15 protein-coding genes are annotated in these 17452 nt (G+C 72.2%); 9 read left to right on the plus strand and 6 right to left on the minus strand.

Annotated features, from left to right (window positions below):
* Positions 1-27: 27 nt before the first annotated feature.
* The 4 genes from ABME02_RS06320 (at position 28) to ABME02_RS06335 (ending at position 5257) form a co-directional block, all read left to right on the plus strand.
* A complete protein-coding gene (locus ABME02_RS06320) occupies positions 28-1464 on the plus strand; it encodes an O-antigen ligase family protein (protein WP_353814426.1) in 1437 nt (478 codons plus the stop codon).
* Between the two features lie 62 nt (positions 1465-1526).
* The gene (locus tag ABME02_RS06325; protein ID WP_353814427.1) at positions 1527-3098 is read left to right on the plus strand and encodes a tyrosine-protein kinase domain-containing protein; all 1572 of its coding nucleotides are present in this window, start codon (positions 1527-1529) and stop codon (positions 3096-3098) included.
* Between the two features lie 3 nt (positions 3099-3101).
* On the plus strand, positions 3102-4355 hold the full coding sequence (locus ABME02_RS06330; protein ID WP_353814428.1) for a glycosyltransferase family 4 protein: 1254 nt from the start codon (positions 3102-3104) through the stop codon (positions 4353-4355).
* On the plus strand, positions 4352-5257 hold the full coding sequence (locus ABME02_RS06335; protein WP_353814429.1) for a polysaccharide pyruvyl transferase family protein: 906 nt from the start codon (positions 4352-4354) through the stop codon (positions 5255-5257). Before ABME02_RS06330 ends, ABME02_RS06335 begins: the two co-directional genes overlap by 4 nt.
* A 10-nt stretch (positions 5258-5267) precedes the next feature.
* Here the strand turns inward: ABME02_RS06335 and ABME02_RS06340 are convergent, their stop codons facing one another.
* Complete coding sequence (locus ABME02_RS06340) at positions 5268-6332, minus strand: glycosyltransferase family 4 protein (RefSeq protein WP_353814430.1); 1065 nt, start codon at positions 6330-6332, stop codon at positions 5268-5270.
* Between the two features lie 174 nt (positions 6333-6506).
* Here ABME02_RS06340 and ABME02_RS06345 point away from each other — a divergent pair, with 174 nt between their 5' ends.
* The 5 genes from ABME02_RS06345 to ABME02_RS06365 all read left to right on the plus strand — a co-directional run bounded on the left by ABME02_RS06345 (position 6507) and on the right by ABME02_RS06365 (position 10820).
* Positions 6507-7385 (plus strand): hypothetical protein, encoded by an 879-nt coding sequence (locus ABME02_RS06345; RefSeq protein ID WP_353814431.1) that lies wholly within the window; start codon positions 6507-6509, stop codon positions 7383-7385.
* Positions 7382-7651, plus strand: coding sequence for a PqqD family protein (locus tag ABME02_RS06350; RefSeq protein ID WP_353814432.1), 270 nt, complete (start codon positions 7382-7384; stop codon positions 7649-7651). Before ABME02_RS06345 ends, ABME02_RS06350 begins: the two co-directional genes overlap by 4 nt.
* Positions 7652-7714: 63 nt before the next feature.
* Complete coding sequence (locus ABME02_RS06355; RefSeq protein WP_353814433.1) at positions 7715-8866, plus strand: P-loop NTPase family protein; 1152 nt, start codon at positions 7715-7717, stop codon at positions 8864-8866.
* Between the two features lie 147 nt (positions 8867-9013).
* Positions 9014-9568: a hypothetical protein gene (locus ABME02_RS06360; protein ID WP_353814434.1), complete on the plus strand. Its 555-nt coding sequence runs from the start codon at positions 9014-9016 to the stop codon at positions 9566-9568.
* Between the two features lie 91 nt (positions 9569-9659).
* On the plus strand, positions 9660-10820 hold the full coding sequence (locus ABME02_RS06365; RefSeq protein WP_353814435.1) for a glycosyltransferase family 4 protein: 1161 nt from the start codon (positions 9660-9662) through the stop codon (positions 10818-10820).
* A 14-nt stretch (positions 10821-10834) separates the two neighbouring features.
* On the opposite strand, the gene ABME02_RS06370 is transcribed toward ABME02_RS06365, so the two are convergent.
* The 5 genes from ABME02_RS06370 to ABME02_RS06390 are packed head-to-tail and all read right to left on the minus strand — an operon-like array spanning position 10835 to position 17442.
* Positions 10835-11968: a glycosyltransferase gene (locus tag ABME02_RS06370; protein ID WP_353814436.1), complete on the minus strand. Its 1134-nt coding sequence runs from the start codon at positions 11966-11968 to the stop codon at positions 10835-10837.
* Positions 11965-13008 carry a glycosyltransferase family 4 protein gene (locus ABME02_RS06375; protein WP_353814437.1) on the minus strand — a complete coding sequence of 348 codons (1044 nt, stop codon included), beginning with the start codon at positions 13006-13008 and terminating at the stop codon, positions 11965-11967. Before ABME02_RS06375 ends, ABME02_RS06370 begins: the two co-directional genes overlap by 4 nt.
* Positions 13005-14171, minus strand: coding sequence for a glycosyltransferase family 4 protein (locus ABME02_RS06380; protein ID WP_353814438.1), 1167 nt, complete (start codon positions 14169-14171; stop codon positions 13005-13007). Before ABME02_RS06380 ends, ABME02_RS06375 begins: the two co-directional genes overlap by 4 nt.
* Positions 14168-15355, minus strand: coding sequence for a glycosyltransferase family 4 protein (locus tag ABME02_RS06385; RefSeq protein ID WP_353814439.1), 1188 nt, complete (start codon positions 15353-15355; stop codon positions 14168-14170). Before ABME02_RS06385 ends, ABME02_RS06380 begins: the two co-directional genes overlap by 4 nt.
* Positions 15352-17442 carry a glycosyltransferase gene (locus ABME02_RS06390; RefSeq protein ID WP_353814440.1) on the minus strand — a complete coding sequence of 697 codons (2091 nt, stop codon included), beginning with the start codon at positions 17440-17442 and terminating at the stop codon, positions 15352-15354. The genes ABME02_RS06385 and ABME02_RS06390 overlap by 4 nt, the downstream gene beginning before the upstream one ends.
* Positions 17443-17452: the final 10 nt, after the last annotated feature.

Genomic DNA, 17452 nt, shown 5'->3' on the forward strand with positions numbered 1-17452 from the left:
GGTCCGACCAGGACTGAAGGATCGGCCATGAGTTCGACTGCGCGCGCTGCGATCTGGCGCAATCGCATCGCAGACGCCTGGGCGAACGCCTGGCGGTGGCTGGCGTTGGCGGCAGGCGCTGTGGTCGTCACGTACGTGCTGCTCGAGCGTGGCATCCAGAACGGCGCGGCGAACGCCATCGTGCTCGCGGCATTCGTGGTGGCCGCGGCGCTCACGAAGTCGAAGCCGCTCGCGATCGTGCTCTTCGCCACGCCGGGCCTGCTGATCGCGCAGCGCGTCGGCCTCGGTGGCGGGGACCTCTCCGTTTCGGACGCCGCCCTCGCGGCGGCCTTCGGAACCGCACTTCTCTTGGGCGAGCGTCCGTACAGTGCTCCGCTGCGATGGCTCCTCGTGCTGAATCTGTGCTACCAGTTCGCGACGTTGTTCACCGTGATCGTGAACCCGTATCCCCTCAACACGATCGAGTGGTTCCACGCCTGGATGCTGGTCTCGGGCGCGCTGATCGTCGGGTGGGCACTGGGGGCAGCCGGGTATGCGAGGCTCGCACTGTCGCTCCTCGTCTGGACGGCGTGCGTCATGGCGGTCTCGACGATCGTCATGGCCGTCGCGCAGTTCGCGGTCGGCAACTTCGGCCCGGCTACGCCCGCGTGGCCGTGGCCGATGCACAAGAACTTCGTGGGAACGGTATCGGCGTTCGCCGCGATCGTGGTGTACGTGAATCCCGATTGGGTCGGGTGGACTCGCGGCTGGTCGCGTGTGGCGTTGCTCGTCTTCGGCGTGGCGGCCGCGGCGTCTCAGTCCCGCCAGGCGCTCATCGGCCTGATTGCTGCGGTCGTGTTCGTGGTGCTCCGCCGCAGCGCGTCGAAGCGCTCGCGGCTCGTCCTGCTGCTTCTCGTCCCGGCGGGTTGGCTCGTGGTCTCGATGGTGATCGACCAGATCGATTCCCAGAATCAGCACAACTCGGTCTTCCAGCGGCTCGAGTGGTTCCGCGAGGTGTATCACTTCTGGCGCGAAGCACCTTTCTTCGGTCATGGACTCCGGTACTGGTACGTCGACGGCAACCTCCCGTACCAACCGCCGCAGGCCGAACTCGAGGTCATCGCCTCGGCGGGGGTCGTCGGCCTCATCGCCTTCATCGTGATGTGGATCGGTGCGTTCATCGTGCTCTGGCGGGTCGACCCCCGTTACGGAACCCTCGCCATCGCGGTGCTGCTCAGCCGAATCGTCCAGGCGCAGTTCGACCTCTTCTGGGTCGCCGTGCAGGTCTCGGTTCCCTTCGTGGTGGCCGGAATCTGCCTGGGCGCGATGGCGCGCGCTGAACGCGCGACATCCGGGCTCGCACCACCGGAGGCGCGACACCCGTGGCCCGAGCTGACGGACGGCAACCCCGTGCTGCGGGGGGCACCTGCCGGGCCGGACGTTCGGCGCGATCGAGCAGGTCGAGGCCGGCTGACATACCATTGAGCCAAATTCGCTCCCGGTCTCGGCGTTGCGAACCGTCAGCGGCATCACAGGGAGGTGTCCACTTGGAACTGCGCGACTACCTCCGGGGACTGCGTCGACACTGGCTCGCGATCTTCTTGATGACGGCGGTCGGCCTGGGGGCCGGGTACGGCTGGACGCTGCTGCAGACGCCGGTCTACGTCGCATCTGCGAGCGGGCTGGTGCAGTCCACCGGGCAGGGCACCGACGTCGGCAGCATGTCCCTCGGTGACAACGTCGCACGGTCGCGCGTGCCGTCGTACCTGGTGATGGCCGGCTGGACGGACGTCGCCGACGGCGTGATCGACGAACTCGGCCTCGACACGACACCAGAGCAGCTGGTCCAGCGGGTCGAGGTGACGAATCCCAGTAGCACGGTGATCCTCAACGCGGCCGCCGAGGCCTCCACCCCGACCGAAGCCAAGGAGCTCGCGGAGGCGTGGCTCCGATCGTTGGCCACGGTGGTCGAGGGTGTCGAAGCCGAGAGTAGCGAGAGCGGTGAGGCTCCGGTCGAGATCATCTCGCGCGAAACGGCTTCGGTCCCATCGCAGCCGGCCTTCCCCGACGTGCAGACCGCGCTGATCGTCGGCGGCGTGCTCGGCTTCGGCTTCGGCATCGCCTTCGCCATGCTCCGAACGGCAGCGGACCGCCGCATCCGCAATGCGGAGGACACCGAGCAGAAGACCGGCGTGGCGGTCGTCGGCACGATCCCCTTCGTCCCGAGCATGGACGAGAAGAACCGGCTCGTCGACGCGTCGGCCGCGAACAGCACGGGCAGGAACGGCACCTTCGCGGTCTCCGAGGCGCTTCGTGCGCTGCGCACCAACCTGCAGTTCATGGACGTCGACCATCCGCCGAAGACGATCGTCGTCACGAGCCCACTGCCGGGTGACGGCAAGTCGACCATCGCCTGCAACCTGGCGCTCACCCTGGCCGCGGCGGGCACCACGGTCGTCCTCGTCGACGGCGACCTGCGCCGATCGATGGTCGCGAAGACCATGGGACTTCCCGGCGGCGCGGGGTTGAGCGACGTCCTCGCCGGTCGTGCGGCCCTCTCCGAGGTGCTCCAGCGCACGGAGAAGTCGAACAACCTCCTCGTGCTCACGGCGGGCAGTGTTCCGCCGAACCCGAGCGAGGTGCTCGGCTCCGAGCGGATGCACACGCTGCTCGCCGACCTCACCAAGCACGCGACGGTGATCATCGACGCGCCGCCACTCCTGCCCGTGACGGATGGCGCGGTCCTGACTCACCAGGCCGACGGTGCGCTCATCGTCACGACCCTCGGCAAGACGACGTACGACCTCCTCGACAAGGCGCTGGACACGCTGCGGAAGGCGCGTGGACGTCCTCTCGGCATCGTGCTGAACAAGGCGCCGCTCCGGGGTGCGGATGCCGCGACCTATTCGTACGAGTACCGGCACGACTACACGTCCAAGCCCGGTGAGGCGTCATCCGCCGACGACCAGTCGGAGGCCCCGAAGTCCTCGCACAAGGCCGCCGCCTCGAAGGCCTCTCGCAAGGCTCCCGTGTCGAAGTCCTCGCGCACGCCTTCGACGCAGACGGCTGACGCGTCGGACGACTTCGTCACCGAACCGCCGACCGACCAGCGCGGCTGACGCGTGGGCGGATCGGGATCGCCCCGCCGCGCCCGGCCGGCGTCGAGGCGGCGCGTCGCGCTCGCCACTTCCTCGTACGCCCCGCACCTCGGCGGAGTCGAGGAGCACGTGCGCCAGGTCGCTCGTGAGTTGATCGATCAGGGCTGCGCGGTCGAGGTGTGGAGCGTCGACCGCGGAACCGGTCCGGTGACGCGCGAGCTCGATGGCGTGACCGTGCGCTACCTCCCGACGCCACTGCCCTCGGGGTCCCCGGGCGGCGTCGCGTGGTTCGCGCGCGCTTCCCCCGGTGCCTGGCGGCGCTGGGCCGACGCGCGCGCGGCATTCCGACCGGATCTGCTGCACGTCCACTGCTTCGGACCGAACGGCGTCTATGCGCTCGCCCTCCACCACCGGTACCGTCTTCCGCTGATGGTCACCTCGCACGGCGAGACGATCGCCGACGACAGCGCGGTCTACGATCGCTCGGCACTGCTTCGAGCCGCGCTTCGACGAGCGCTCGCCGCGGCCCCGGCGGTCACGGCGCCGTCCGGATTCGTCCTCGACGACCTCCGCGCCCGTTTCGGACTCGTCGGTGGTGAGGTCGTGCCGAACGGCGTCGATCTCGACCTGGTCGGCGACGCTCGCCGGAGCCCGTTCAAGGGCGAGTACGTCCTCGCGGTCGGCCGGCTCGGCCGGACCAAGGGGTTCGACCTGCTCGTCGAGGCGATGTCGGGGCTCCGGCGCGACGACAGCGCTGCCGCTGACGTCAGGAGCGATTCCGCGGTCGGCAGGGACATCCGTCTCGTCATCGTCGGCGACGGGCCGGAACAGGCCGGCCTCGAGACGCTCGTCCGCGAACTCGGGCTGGAAGGCCGCGTCGTGCTCGCCGGCCGACTGGGCCCGTTGGCCGTCGCCGACGCGATGGCCGGAGCGTTGGCGATCGTCGTGCCGAGTCGGACGGAGGCGTTCGGCATCGTCGCGCTCGAGGCGTGGCGGTCCGGAGCCGCGCTGGTGATGACGAATCGCGGTGGTGCGCCCGGTTTCGTCGCGGACGGCGTCGACGGGCTGCTCGTCGATCCGCTCGACATCGACGCGCTGCGATCGACGATCCGCCGCGTCGTCGACGACCCCGAGCTCCGGGCTCGCCTGGTGGACGCGGGGCGGCGCCGCGTCACCGAGTTCACATGGCGGCGTGTCGCCGAGGCGTACCTCGCGGACTACGACCGCATCCTCGACGGTGATGACGCCCGCGATCGGCAAGCGGCGGAGACCGCATGACCTACTCGACTCCGCGGCGACGCCGCGTGCGACAGGTGCGCCGGCTGGTCGCCGCCTCCACGCGCCCGGCGATGTGGCGCGACGGCGTCGTCGTCCCCGCCACCTGGTGGGACGGTCACCCGAACTTCGGCGACGACCTGACGCCGTGGCTGCTTCCGGAGTACGGTGTCGCGCCGGTGCACCGGGTGGCCGCGAAGGCGCGCCTCTCGGGCGTCGGCAGCATCCTCGAGTTCCTCCCGGAGAGCTTCGACGGTGCGATCTGGGGTAGCGGCCTCATGTACGGGAAGCCGCACCCGCTGCCGAACGCGGCGGTGCTCGCGGTGCGCGGCCACCTCACCCGCGACTTGATCGGAGCGCCCGCGGATGTCGCCCTCGGCGATCCCGGGATCCTGGTGTCGCGCCGGGCGCGGCGGCCGAAGGCGCGGTGGGATGTCGCGCTCGTGCCGCACGGGCATCACCGGTCGCACGAACCGTTCATGTCGATGGCGGATACCGCGGGCCTCCGCGTCCACGTCGTGAACGTGCACCAGCCGGCCACGCGCGTCGTACGCGAGATCGCGGCGGCCGAGGCCGTGATCACCACGTCGTTGCACGGTCTCGTGACGGCCGACGCGTACGGCATTCCGGCGACCTGGACGATGCTCGAGCCTCCGCTCGGCGGCGGTCGCTTCAAGTTCGACGACTACGAATCGGTCATGACCCCCGGTGCGACTCGATTCACCGCGTTCGATGCGGAGCGTGGGCTTGCGGGCATGCTCGAAGGTGCGTCGACGGCACCGCGGTCCGAGGTCGAGCGCGCCTGCGACGACCTCGAGCGCGCGATCGGTCGGCTGACGGACGTGCTGCCCGACCTCCCGCGGTTCCCCGGTGGTGCGTTCGGCGTGCTCGCCGGGCGCGAGTAGCGGCGCCCGCTCAGACCAGCGACGACCACACCCGTGCGTGCGCCTCGGCGCATCGCTCCCAGGTGAACTCGCTCGCGCGGGCGCGCGCCGCGGCCACGAGCGTGGTGAGGTCGACTGCGCCGGTGACCTCCAGCAGCCCGGCAGCGATCGCGGCGCCGGTGGGCTCGACGAGGAGTCCGGCGTCGCCGACGACCTCGGGAAGGGAGCTCGTCGCCGCGGCGACGACGGGCACGTTTGCGGCCATCGCCTCGAGCGCGGGAAGGCCGAAGCCCTCGTAGAGCGAGGGCACGACGACGGCCTCGGCGCTCGCGACGAGTCCCGGCATGATCGCATCGGGCAGGCGACCGACCAGTCGGGTGCCCGGCATGCCGTCGAAGAGCGCCGTCCGCTTCGGATGCGGCGGACCGGCCAGGACGAGCTCGAGCTCCGGCCGCTCGCGATGCACGAGCGGCCACGCCTCGGCGAGGGCCTCGAGGTTCTTGCGGCGCGTCGCTCCGCCCGCATGCAGCACGTAGCGCTCGGGCAGCCCGTGGGCCCGGCGGGCTGCGGCATCGAGCGGGGCCGTGTCGAAGAACCTCGGATCGACGCCGTTGTGCACGACGTGCGGATCGCGCACGCCGAGCAGTTCGACGGCCTCGCGTGCGCTGAACTCCGAGACGCAGATCACGGCGGCGGCCCGTCGCGCCTCCTCGATCGCCGCGCGCACCGGCGCGGACTCGTCAGGGAACCGCCATGCGACAACGTCGTGGATCGTGATCACGTCGCCGTGCGGCGACGGCGGCAGCTCGAGGTTCATGCGGTGCGAGACGGCGTCGCCCGCGTACATCCCACGGCCGAGCGCACGACGTTGTCCGACCGACGCTCGTGCGACATGGCCGAGCGGGAGCCGCCGATTGCCACCGAGCTCGGACCGCATCGACCGGAACACCAGCCTCCGATACCGCCACTCCCGATCGTCGACGACTCCGAGGGCGGATGCCGCGCGGCCCGCGACCTGTTCCTGGTACGCCTGGGCCCCCATGGGGGCTCCCGTGGCGATCGTCGCGATCGTGAGTCGCGGGGCGGCGGGCGTCATTTCGGGCGGGTCCCTCCGACTGGAGCGTCCTCGCCGCCGGTGCGGCGGGCGATGTGAACAATCTAGAGGTCCTGATGGCGAGTGGACGGACTGGGGGCGCAGGGTCGACCTGCGGCGCAGACGAGCCGTCCGCGTCTCCGCCCTCGCTACGCTGATCGAGGAGGACGGAGGAGCGTGGACGAGTCGCGAGTCAGCGTGCCCATGCAGGTGCGCCTCCAGTTCGGGCATGCGGCCGTCCAGCACGTGGCCGACTCGGTCGGCGCCGACCTCCTGCACATCAAGGGTGCCGCCGTGGACCCGACGTTGCGGGCGGGCCACTTCGGCACCGACGTCGACGTCATGGTGCGCCCCGACCAGGTTCCGGCGATCGACGGCGCGCTGCGACGGGCCGGCTGGTCCCTCTACAGCACGTTCGTGAACGGTTCGCCGTTCGGACACGCGCAGACCTACCTCCATCCCGACTGGGGGTACGTCGACGTCCACCGGTACTTCCCCGGGATCGGAGTGGAGTCGACAGCGGCCTTCGACGTGCTCTGGGGCGATCGGGGCCGCCTCGAGATCGCGGGCGTCTCCTGCTCGGTGCCGAGCGTCACCGGGCAGCGCGTGCTGCTGGTGCTGAACGCGGCTCGCTCGCCGAGCGGTGGTCGGCGCGACCTGCCGGTCGTGTGGGACGAGGCGGATGCCGCGCAGCGCGCCGCGATGGAGGAACTGGTCTCCCGGCTGCGCGCCGAGGTCGCGTTCGCGGCGGCGACGGGCGACCTGGAGCGCTATCGCGGACGTCGCGAGTACCTGCTCTGGAAGGTCGTCTCGCAGGGCGGTCCGCGGTCCCTCGAGTGGTGGGCTCGGATCCGAGCGGCGCCCGACCTACGGAACCGACTGCGGCTCGTGGCCCGGGCGCCCCTCGTGAACGTCGATCACCTCGCGCACCGTCTCGGACGGCGCCCGTCGAGACGGGAGATCGTCGTCGAGTTCGTGCGCCGACCGATCGTGGCGGCGCGAGAGGCCGTGCGCGCCGGGCGTGCGCGCCTGCGACGTCAGGGGACGGCTCGATGACGCCGGCCTTCCGGCCGTCCCCGGCGACGGCGCAGCTCGTCCAGGACGACGTCCGCTATGCGGCCCTGCTCCCCTCCGGCCCGATCGTCGTGTTCGACGGCGTGGCAAGGGTCATCTGGGCGGAGGCGTGCGACGGGCCGGCGGCGACGATCGTCGACCGGGTCGCGGCCTCGACGGGTGCCGAGCCCGACGAGATCCGTGAGGACGTCGAGCGCTTCGTCGCGGAACTCGTGACCCTCGGCCTGCTCGTCTCGGGCGATGTGTGATCCCGCCGTCGCACGATGCGACGTCGCGCCGTGGACGCGGGAAGGGCGGGTAGGCTTCCGACCATGTCAACCGCCATCGACGTGCGCGCCCTGTCGAGCCACGTCCGCATCGAGCTGGACGATTCGTTGAGCAGCGCCGAGCGGGCGGCCATCACAACGCACTGGGCCGACCTCGCCCACGACGGAACCGGCGAGCCGGATCGCGTGCTCCGCGCCGGTGTCCGTGCCGATTCGGACCCGGTCGACCGCACCCTGACGGTCAGTGCCAACTCGCCGGAGGCGCTCGCGCAGCGGATCACCTCGCAGGTCACGCTGGAGGCGATCGGAGGGCTGCGGGGCGAGGCGCTCATGCTGCACGCGGCCGCGGTGGCACTCGACGACGGCCGCGTGATCGGGTTCGTCGGACCCTCCGGGCGGGGGAAGACCACGGCGGCCCGGGAACTCGGCCGCGCCTTCGGCTATGTCACCGATGAGACGCTCGCAGTGCGCGCGGACGGCTCGGTGATCCCGTACCGCAAGCCGTTGTCCATCGGGACGAAGTCGGGAGTGAAGGCGACCGAGCCCGCATCCGGCTTCGATCTGAAGGGGCTGCCGGACGCCGAGCTCGAACTCGCCGCCCTCGTCCTGCTCGACCGGCGACCCGAGGTCGCGCAGCCGTTCGTCGAGTCGGTGCCGATGATCGACGCGCTTCCGGAGCTCGTCGCCCAGTCGAGCTTCCTCTCCGCACTCGATCGGCCGCTCGAAACGCTGATCGACACGATCCGCTCGACCGGCGGTGTGCGACGGATCGTGTATTCCGAGGCGTCGACGATCCCGGGCATGATCGACGACCTGCTGGCGTCCGTCGAGGAGAACGCTCCGGTGGTGATGGATGTCGCAGACCGGTCGCAGCGCGGCTGCGACTGCGACGGGAAGGTGCTCGAGGCGGCCCCGACTCCCAACGCCGACGCGCGCGCCGGGGCGTACTGGCGGGGGACCTTCGCCGACGCGAGGATCGTCGACGACTCGCTCGTCGTGCTCGCGGCGGGGCGGCTCACGGTGCTCGCCGGGGTGGGGCCCGCCCTCTGGCTCGCGGCCGACGGCCTCACCGAAGACGAACTGAACGCGGCCGCGCGGATGGACCTCCCGGCACCACCCGCCGACGTGGACGTCGACCAGGTGATCTCCCAAGCACTTCGGAGCCTGGAGGATGCGAGCCTGCTCGTTCGGAGCTGAGGGATTGTTACGAACCCCCCCCCGAACGCGGGTGTTATGGGACTCGACGGCGGGGGCCCGAAACCCTTAGAGTGTGCTGGGAAACCCGAAATCCGAGATCTTCACACACAGCACGAGCTTCACCCACACAGCATAGGAGGGTCTGTCATGAGCGACCTCGAAGAACAGCGTCCCGGCGTCAGCCGACGCACCGTCGCCAAGGCAGCGGCGTGGTCCGTCCCGGTCGTGGCGCTCGCCGTCGCGACGCCGGCGTACGCCGCATCGCCCGGCATCATCACGCTGACCGGCGAGGGATGCAAGCTGCCTGGCAACTCCGCGTCCACGTATAAGGGCTACGCGTTCGTGGCAAGCATCCAGAACACGTTCAACGTTCCGATCACGGTGAGCATCACGTCCGCCTCGCTGAACGGAGAAGACCTCGGTGGGGTCGCCGTGGTCAACCTCGACACCTGCCAGGCGACCACGACATCGTTCAACGTACCGGCGAACTCCACCTTCCCGAACATCGCGATCGTCACCCAGAACGCGGCGAGCAGTTCGAACGGCACGCTGGTCCTCACTTACGAGATCTCGGGCGGCCCCGGTGGGTCGGAGTCTGTGAGCGAGGCGGTGCCCGCGGTGCCGCCCACCCAGGGAGCGAGCTGCTCCGGGTTCACGACTGCGCAGAAGGCCTGCCTCCTCGCGCTGATCATCGTCAACTGAGCTCATCACGTGAAGCCCGGCAGGCCTCAGGTCCTGCCGGGCTTTCGTGCGCCTGTGAGCATCACGACGCGTCTATTCGCGACGTGATGCTGTGATCGGCATCGTCCACGCCATCACGCCCGGCGACCACTTCTCCCCTCGCACCGGATCCGCGATTCCCACGGTCGTGCACGCGCTCGCAAGCGCGGCGGTCCGCGACGCGGGAGCGGCGCGGCACGCGGTGCTTGTCGACCGTTCGACGATGCACCCGCGGTACGACAGCGCCGAGCTCATCGAATACGACCGCACGACGTGGTTGACGGGGCGCGATCGGGTGCTGGACCTCGCCCGGGGGCGCGTCGGACTGGCGCGGCGAGGCGTCGAGCGGTTCTACGCCCCGCTCGTGGATGCGGTTCGCGAGCGGCCCCAATCGTTCGTATTGGCGCACAATGCGCCCGTGATCCCGTGGATGCTGCGGGACAGCGAGCACCGGGTCGTGCTGTACGCGCACAACGACCTGCTCCGCACGTACTCCCGCGCCGAAGCGAGCCGGATGCTCGGACCGGCCGCCGCGATCGTGTGCGTCGGAGACGAGCTCGCGGAGACGACCCAGGCCGCGCTTCCGCCGCACCTCTCGGCGCGCGTGCACGTCGTCAGGAACGGCATCGACACCGATCGGTTCCAGCCTGGCGTGACGTCGCGTGGGCGCGAGGGAAATCCCGTCGAGCCCTTCCGCGCGATGTTCGTCGGTCGGGTGATTCCCGAGAAGGGGCCTGACGTGCTCGTCCGCGCTGCGGGCCTGCTCCCGCCGGGCGCCGTCGAGGTGGTGATCGTGGGAAGCCGGGGATTCGCGCGCGATGCGCCGCTCTCACCCTACGAGGAGAAGCTCCGACGCCTCGCCGACGAGTCCGGGGCGACGGTCCGATTCGAGGCGTTCGTCGATCGGGAGCGACTTCCCGCATTGCTGCGCTCGGCGAAGGTGCTCGTCGTGCCGTCGACGTGGGCCGAGCCGAGCGGCCTCACCGCTGGCGAGGGCATGGCGAGCGGCCTCCCGGTGGTCGCGTCCCGCGTCGGCGGTCTGCCCGACGTGGTCGGCGACGCCGGGATCCTCGTCCCCCCGAACGATCCGGTGGCTTTGGCCGGCGCGCTCCGTCGGCTCATCGACGACCATGCCGAGCGTGCTCGACGTGGCGCCGCATCCCGCGCGTACGCCGAGGCGCACGACTGGGACTGGGCGTGGTGGAACCTCCGACACGTGCTCGACGGCCTCTGACCGCGCCGCACCGGCTAGGCCGTGTCGGGCTCCCCGAGACGCTCGAGCACCCCCCGCATCGCAGAGACCCGCTCGCTCCAGTCGCTGGCCGGGCCGTCCACACCGTGCGGGAACGGCACCGCGAGCTCCACGGCCGACGCGACGGCTGCAGGGAACGCGTCGCGCGCGGCGATCGCGACGCGAGGGTCCGCGACATCCCGGAACCCCGCCACCGGCGTCGAGACAACCGGCCGGCCGACGGCCTGGTACTCGTAGAGCTTGATCGGGTCGAGGCTGTCGGTGAACGGCGTCACGACGTGCGGAACCACCAGCGCGTCGGCGTGCTGCAGGTGGCCCACGACGTCGGCACTCGGGCGAGGGCCGAGCAGTGCCGCACCGGCCGATTCGAGCCGAGCGGTCGCCGCGTCGCCCAGCAGGTTCGGGCCGACGAGCACCAGCGTGGCGCCGACCGCGGTGAGCGCTCGCGCGGTCGCCTCGCAGAGGTCGACGTCGATGCGGTCCGGATGCGCCGTGCCGAGGTAGAGCGCGACGCGCCCCTCAGGCAGGTCGGCGGGACGCGGGGCGGGCCGCCGGTAGGCGGCCGCGTCCACCCCATTCGGGATCAGCGTCACGGGGCGGGCGGCGCCCTTGCGGCGCGCGAGCTCGGGCGAGCAGACGACGACCTCGCGGGCGACCTCGAGCAGCCGAGCCTCGGTCGCGGAAGCGCGGGCTCGCTCGCCCTCGGAACGGTCGGCGGCGAGCCAGTCGTCGGTGACGTCGTAGAGGGTCGGCCATCCCGTGCGCTCGGCGAGCTCCACGGCACCCGGGTCGTTGATCCAGAGCAGCGGATGGCCCATGCCCAACGACCGCGCGGCGCGCACGACGCTCGCCGCGAGCCGCTCATCGGCACGCGAGTCGAACCGGCGCGGCAGCCACTTCGTCGGACGGCAGGTCCAGAGCCGCCCGGGAGCCGGGGCGCCGACCTCGGTCACGCCCTGCCCGGTGCCGGGCCGCCGGCGCGACGCGAGATCGTGCACGGGATCGGCGGCCGGTTCGACGAAGAGCACGCGCAGCTCCGGGTCGGTGCGCAGCAGCCCCGCGACGAGGTGCTGGTTGCGCCGCCAGACCTGGTCCCAGCGTTCGAGCGAGAGCACGACGAGATCGGTCATCCGATGGCCTCCCGGTAGACGGCGTCGGTCCCGTCGGCCTGCGCGCGCAGCGAGAACTGCGACTGCTGGCGGTCGCGTGCGGCGGCACCGAGGGCGGCCCGCGCGGACGGGTCGGCGGCGAGCGAGCGCAGCTGCGCGCCCGCCCGATCCGCATCGCCCGCCGGGAAGCGGGCCCGTTCGTCGAGGTCGGCGAGCAGCTCGACATGACCGGCCGCGTCGGCGGCCACCGGGGGCAGACCGGACGCCATGGCCTCGAGGAGGGTGAGGCCGAGCCCCTCGACGGGGCACGGCGCGAGCAGCAGTCCGGCGCGCGTCAGCAGCTCCGGGAGGTCGGTGCGGTACCCGCTGAAGCGCACGGATGCCGCGATGCCGAGTTCGTCGACGAGCCGCTCGAGCGGCTCCAGCTCCGGGCCGATTCCGGCGACATCGAGCACCCAGCCCGCGTCGGCGAGGCCGGATGCCGCGAACGCGCGCACCCCGACATCGGTGCGCTTCTCCGGCTGCAGGCGCTGGGCCATGAGGACCGTGCGCTCACGGGCCTCCGGATCGCCGGCCGGCCGCGGGTCGATGCCCGTGTGCACGACCGTGCACGGGCCGTCGACGGCGGCGGCCACCGCCGACGAGATCGCGATCTGCGCATCGATCCCGCGGCCCACGAGCGCCTCGATCGGCAGCGGGCCGACCCGACCCCTCGGCCTTGCGAAGTGGCACGTCGCGACGACCGCGGGTCGGCGGGTGCGGCGACGGCCCGCGAGCGCGGCGACGGCCGCGACATCCGCTGCGGTCATGTGCGTGTTCACCACGTCGACCTCGCCGCTCAGGCGGCGCACCGCGCGGAGCACCTCGATGGTGCGCGCAGCAGGCGTGTGGCCGACGCCCGCCTCGTCGAGGCCCGGACGCATGCGCGGCGGGTCCCCGCCGACGACGTGCACGGCGTGGCCGTCGGCCGCCTGCCTGCGTGCGAGGCGCAGCACGAACTGCTCGACGCCCGAGAAGCCGTCGGAGCGGATGGCGTGCAGGATGCGCAGCGGACCGGTCACGGCGGTTCCGCCGTGTGGTCGGCGGGCCGACCCGTCGCTTTCTGCGCCTCGATCGAGCGGGCCAGCTCGAGGTACCGTGCTGCGACCTCCCGCCACGAGTGCTGCTCCGCCGTCCGCCGCGCCCGGGCCCGCCAGGCGTCGCGAATCGTCGGGTCGAGCCCGTCGAACTCGGCCAGGCGGGCCGCGATCGGAGCGACCTCCCGCGCCACGAGGAAGCCGTTCTCGCCGTCGACCACGATGTCTGGCGCGAATCCGACCCGCGTCGAGACGACCGGCACACCGCAGGCGAGCGCCTCGAGCACGACGAGGGCGTTCGCCTCGTAGGCGCTCGGCAGGACCAGCACGTCCGCCGCGCCGAGCAGCGGAACCGGGTCCGGCCGCTCGCCGGCGAACACCACGCGATCCACGACGCCCGCGCGGCGGGCCTGCGCGCGGGCCCGCCGGATCATGTCGGCGGAACCTCCGACGACGAGCAGCACGACGCCCGCCGCCGTCCGGAGCGCCTCGATCGCGAGATGCAGTCCCTTTCGCTCGAACTCGTGGCCGATGAAGATCGCGACCGTCGCGTCGTCCGCGATGCCGAGCTCGGCGCGAACGGCGGCACGCCCCGCGGCATCCCGTGGGCGGAAACGCTCGGTGTCGACGCCGTTGGGGATGACCGTGACCGGAGGGCGCACGCGTCCGTAGACGTCGCCGAGCAGCTGCGCCTCCTGCGCCGTCAGGGCGACCACCGCCCGATGCGTGCGGCCGCGATAGCGGATGCGGTCGCGGAGCGCCGTGAACAGGTGGACCGGGTTGCGCACCATCCGCCATGCGTAGTTCCCGCGCGCACGCATGGCCGCCTGGAGCAGTCCGTGATTGACGTAGACGTCGCCCGTCATGACGTCGTTGTGCGTGAACGAGACCGCGTCAGGGCGCTCGGCGAGGAAGCGCCTGGCGCGTCGCGTGCCGACCGTGCTGAACCAGACCACGTTCCCCGCGCGGGCGAGGTGCAGGCCGAGCGACGTGCGATGCGGCCGATCGAGCGTGCGACCGGCTTCGGCGGCCGTGAACCGCTCGACCGGGACGCCCGCCGCGCGGAACTCACGTTCGAGTGCGAACGCCACGCCAGCGACGCCGCTGCCGGGCTCGATCGCCGGCGCGATCTGGACGATGCGGGTCATCCGGCCGTCCCGTCGCGTGCGGCACGGTCGGCACCGGCGACGCGTTCGCCGGCCCGCTCGGCCCGCAGCCCCTCCGCGAGGGTCAGGTAGCGCCGGGCGACTTCGCGCCAGCCGTACCGTTCCGCCGACTCCCGTGCGCCGCGACGCAGGACGGCGTACGCCTCATCGTCGAGCGTCGCGAGCTCCTCCATCCGCGCCCCGACCGCCTCGGGGTCACGCTCCACGAGGTAGCCGTTCTCGCCGTCGCGCACGATCTCGGGCGCGAAGCCGACCGGTGTCGCGATCACGGGCAGCCCGCTGGCGAGCGCTTCGAGCAGGACGAGCGCGTTCGCCTCGTACGCGCTCGGGAACACGAAGAAGTCGCAGGCTGCGAGGTGGCTCGGCAGGTCCTTGCGCACCCCGAGGAACAGCACGCGGTCTCCGACGCCGTGCTCGACCGCCTCGGCGTGCGCTTCGGCGATGATCTCGTCGTTCCCGCCGATCACCATCAGCAGCGCGCTCGGGCCGAAGGCGAGCCCGCGGATCGCCACCGAGAGGCCCTTGCGCGAGAACTCGTGCCCGACGAAGACGCCGACGCGCTGATCGTCGCCGAGTCCGAGCTCCGAACGGGCCGCCGCCCGCTCCTCCGCGGTGGGCGGCCGGAACCGGTCGAGGTCGACGCCGTTCGGAATCACCTCGATGCGAGGGCCGATCGGGCCGTACGTCGCACGCAGGTCGGCGGCCTCGCGCTCCGACAGGCAGACGGCGACGCGGTGCGCATGGCCGCGGTAGCGGATCCGGTCGCGAAGGTAGATGAAGTCGTGCACCGGATTCCGGTAGATGCCCCAGAACGAACGTCCTCGGGCACGCATCGACGCCAGCAGCAGGCCGTGGTTGACGTAGACGTCGCCGGCGACGACGTTGTTGTGGCAGATCGAGATCGCGTCCGGGCGCTCGGCGAGGAACTGCTTCGCCCGGCGGGTGCCGACCGTGCTGAACCAGATCATCCGCCAGCCGCCGCGGATCCGGGCCAGGATCGTGTTGCGCGCCGACCGCGGCGTCGGTCGCCCGCGGCGTGCGGACTGGAACGTGAACACCTCGACGTCCGCGCCGAGCGCCTGCAGCTCCTGCTGGAGGTGCCACGCCACGCCGGCGACGCCGGTCCCGGGCCCGATGAACGGGACGATCTGCACGATCCTGGTCATGCCGGGGCCTCCGCGGGGGTGTCGGTGGTCGTGACGGATGCGGCGGGCCGGGTGCCGGCCGCCGCTGAACTCGTGCCGACGGCATCGGTCCGCCGGAATCGCGCCTCGACCCGCGTCGGACCCAGCCGGGTGATCGCGGCCCGCCGCCGTGCCGCGCGGCCGCGGTCGCCGGGGAGGAGCACGGAACGCGCCATCGCGCCGAGCCACTGCCCGGCGCGCGCCCACTGCCAGCCTGCCGCGCCGAAGTGCTTGCGGAGGAACCGCTCCTGCGAGGCGTGGAAGTGCGCCTCGCGTCGGCGCGGATCGCCGCCCGTCCCGGCGCCGACGTGCACTGCGCGCGCCTCGGGCACCACCGCATGCCGCCAGCCGAGCCGGTGCGCGCGGTAGGCCCAGTCGGCCTCCTCGGCGTACAGGAAGAATCGCTCGTCGAACCACCCGACCTGCTCGAGCGCCTCGGCGCGCAGCAGCATGACCGACCCGATGACGTACGACGGGTCGCGGCGGAGCCGCGCGAGCCCGAGGGCCTCGAACCAGGTTCCCGACGGCGACGGAAGCCACCACTCGACGCGCGCCTCGTGTCCTTGCTCGTCGACCTGGGCAGGGCCGACGCTCGCGAGGTCGGGGTGCGCGCGCAGCGCGCGGTGCAGCCGGGCGACGTCGTCGGCCGAGATCTCGGCGTCGGGGTTCAGCAGCAGCACGTCGGAGCCGGGCGCGACCAGGTTCGCGAGGCCGTGGTTGACGCCCGCGGCGAAGCCGCCGTTGCGACCGGGATCGAGGTAGCGCACGCCCAGCTCGTCGCAGAGTTCGCGGATCGCCGGCAGCGACGAGTTGTCGACGACCGTGACCGGGAGGCCCCCGACGGGCTCGAGTGCGCGGCGCAGCAACTCGGGCGACCCGTAGGCGACGACGACGACCTCGAGTGACGGCGACGGCTCGGGGGCGCCGGATGCCTCGTGCACGATCGAGCGGTACAGGTCGAGGTAGTCGCGGCCGACCGCACCCCAGCTGCATTCCTCGGCGCGGACGAAGCCGGCGGCGCGCAGCTCGGCGGCTCGTGGGCCGGACGCCTCGACGAGCGCGTCGGCGAGGGCCGCCGCGTCGCCCACCGGCACGACGAGTCCCGCATCGCCCACGACGTCGGGCAGCGCGCCCGCATCGCTCGACACGACCGGGACCCCGCACGCCATCGCCTCGACCGCGACGCGGCCGAACTGCTCGGTCCACGAGGCGGTCGGCAGCGACGGCACGGCGAGCACGTCGAACGTGCGCAGGACCTCGGGGATGTCGGCCGGGTCGACGGCGCCGACGAGCTCGACGCGGTCGGCGACGCCGACGGATGCCGCACGCGCGGGCAGTTCTGCCCCGAGCGGGCCGGTGCCGACCACGCGCAGCCGCAGCCGGGGCTCGCGCGCGAGCGCGTCGAGCAGCAGGAGCGGGCCCTTCTCGGGCACGAGGCGGCCGATGAAGCCCACGGTGATCGGGGCGGCGGGGTCGGCAGCCGGGGCCGCGGCGTCCGTCGCCTGCGCCGCATCCGCCCACCCCGGGGCATCCGCCGGCCTGAACTGCTCGAGGTCGACGCCCAGCGGGATCACGCGTGCCCGCCCGACGAAGCCCTTGTCCTCCGCGATGCGGGCGGCCTCGCTGTTGCAGGCCGAGATCCCCGACGCGGAGCGGAGCGCCCACCGCTCGAGCCAGCGGAACGGGATCGGGTAGCGCTTGCGCAGGTTCTGGGCGGTGTAGAGCACCACGGGAGTCCGCCGCGCGCGCGGGCGCAGGGCGCGAAGCAGCAGGATCTCGGCCGTCGAGAGCGCGAACGGCTCCTCGTGCACGTCGATCACGTCGACCTCGTCGCCGAGTGCACGCCACAGCGGAACCGGGTCGTAGACGAAGAGCGCCGGATGCCGCCCGAGCGTGCGCACGCCGCGCACGCGCTCGTCGGCGCGCGCCTCCAGCGTCACCGGAGCACCGCCGGCGTGCCACCACCGGGCGCAGCACAGCTCGACGTCGACGCCGAGCGCGGTGAGCGCCCGCTCGCGGCCGCGCCACTCATCGACGACGGCACTGTGCGAGACCCTGAGTACGCGCACCGCACCCCCT

Origin of the sequence: Agromyces zhanjiangensis (assembly GCF_040496055.1) — a bacterium.
Lineage (GTDB): Bacteria > Actinomycetota > Actinomycetes > Actinomycetales > Microbacteriaceae > Agromyces > Agromyces zhanjiangensis.

Excerpts from the sequence above, each read along its gene's own strand:
- ABME02_RS06370 (WP_353814436.1), bottom strand. The coding sequence starts at position 11,968 with ATGACCGATCTCGTCGTGCTCTCGCTCGAACGCTGGGACCAGGTCTGG.
- ABME02_RS06380 (WP_353814438.1), bottom strand. The coding sequence starts at position 14,171 with ATGACCCGCATCGTCCAGATCGCGCCGGCGATCGAGCCCGGCAGCGGC.
- ABME02_RS06360 (WP_353814434.1), top strand. The coding sequence starts at position 9,014 with ATGAGCGACCTCGAAGAACAGCGTCCCGGCGTCAGCCGACGCACCGTC.
- ABME02_RS06385 (WP_353814439.1), bottom strand. The coding sequence starts at position 15,355 with ATGACCAGGATCGTGCAGATCGTCCCGTTCATCGGGCCCGGGACCGGC.
- ABME02_RS06350 (WP_353814432.1), top strand. The coding sequence starts at position 7,382 with ATGACGCCGGCCTTCCGGCCGTCCCCGGCGACGGCGCAGCTCGTCCAG.
- ABME02_RS06335 (WP_353814429.1), top strand. The coding sequence starts at position 4,352 with ATGACCTACTCGACTCCGCGGCGACGCCGCGTGCGACAGGTGCGCCGG.
- ABME02_RS06355 (WP_353814433.1), top strand. The coding sequence starts at position 7,715 with ATGTCAACCGCCATCGACGTGCGCGCCCTGTCGAGCCACGTCCGCATC.
- ABME02_RS06340 (WP_353814430.1), bottom strand. The coding sequence starts at position 6,332 with ATGACGCCCGCCGCCCCGCGACTCACGATCGCGACGATCGCCACGGGA.
- ABME02_RS06320 (WP_353814426.1), top strand. The coding sequence starts at position 28 with ATGAGTTCGACTGCGCGCGCTGCGATCTGGCGCAATCGCATCGCAGAC.